Source organism: Limosilactobacillus coleohominis, from assembly GCF_016901675.1.
Taxonomy (GTDB): Bacteria; Bacillota; Bacilli; order Lactobacillales; family Lactobacillaceae; genus Limosilactobacillus; species Limosilactobacillus intestinavium.
This window is the reverse complement of record NZ_JACJKU010000234.1, coordinates 1-207: the sequence shown is the minus strand read 5'-3', so window position 1 is coordinate 207 and position 207 is coordinate 1. Positions and strand designations below refer to the sequence as shown.

The 207-nt window shown below is 38.2% G+C and carries 1 pseudogene; it reads left to right on the top strand.

Annotated features, from left to right (window positions below):
• Positions 1 to 207, top strand: a pseudogene (locus H5975_RS09335) (IS30 family transposase); the annotation flags it as partial.

The following is a 207-nucleotide window of genomic DNA, read 5'->3' as shown; positions in this document are numbered from 1 at the left end:
TTAAAACAATTACTTCTGATAATGGTTCTGAATTTAGTGAGTTAACGCGAGTTCATGACCATGTTTTTTACACTGACCCATATTCTCCTTGGGAACGCGGATCCAATGAGATCAATAACCGGTTTCTCCGCAAGGAGATTACCAAAGGTGAAGCTATAAATAACTATAGTAGTGCTCAGATCATAGCGACTAATGATTGGATGAATC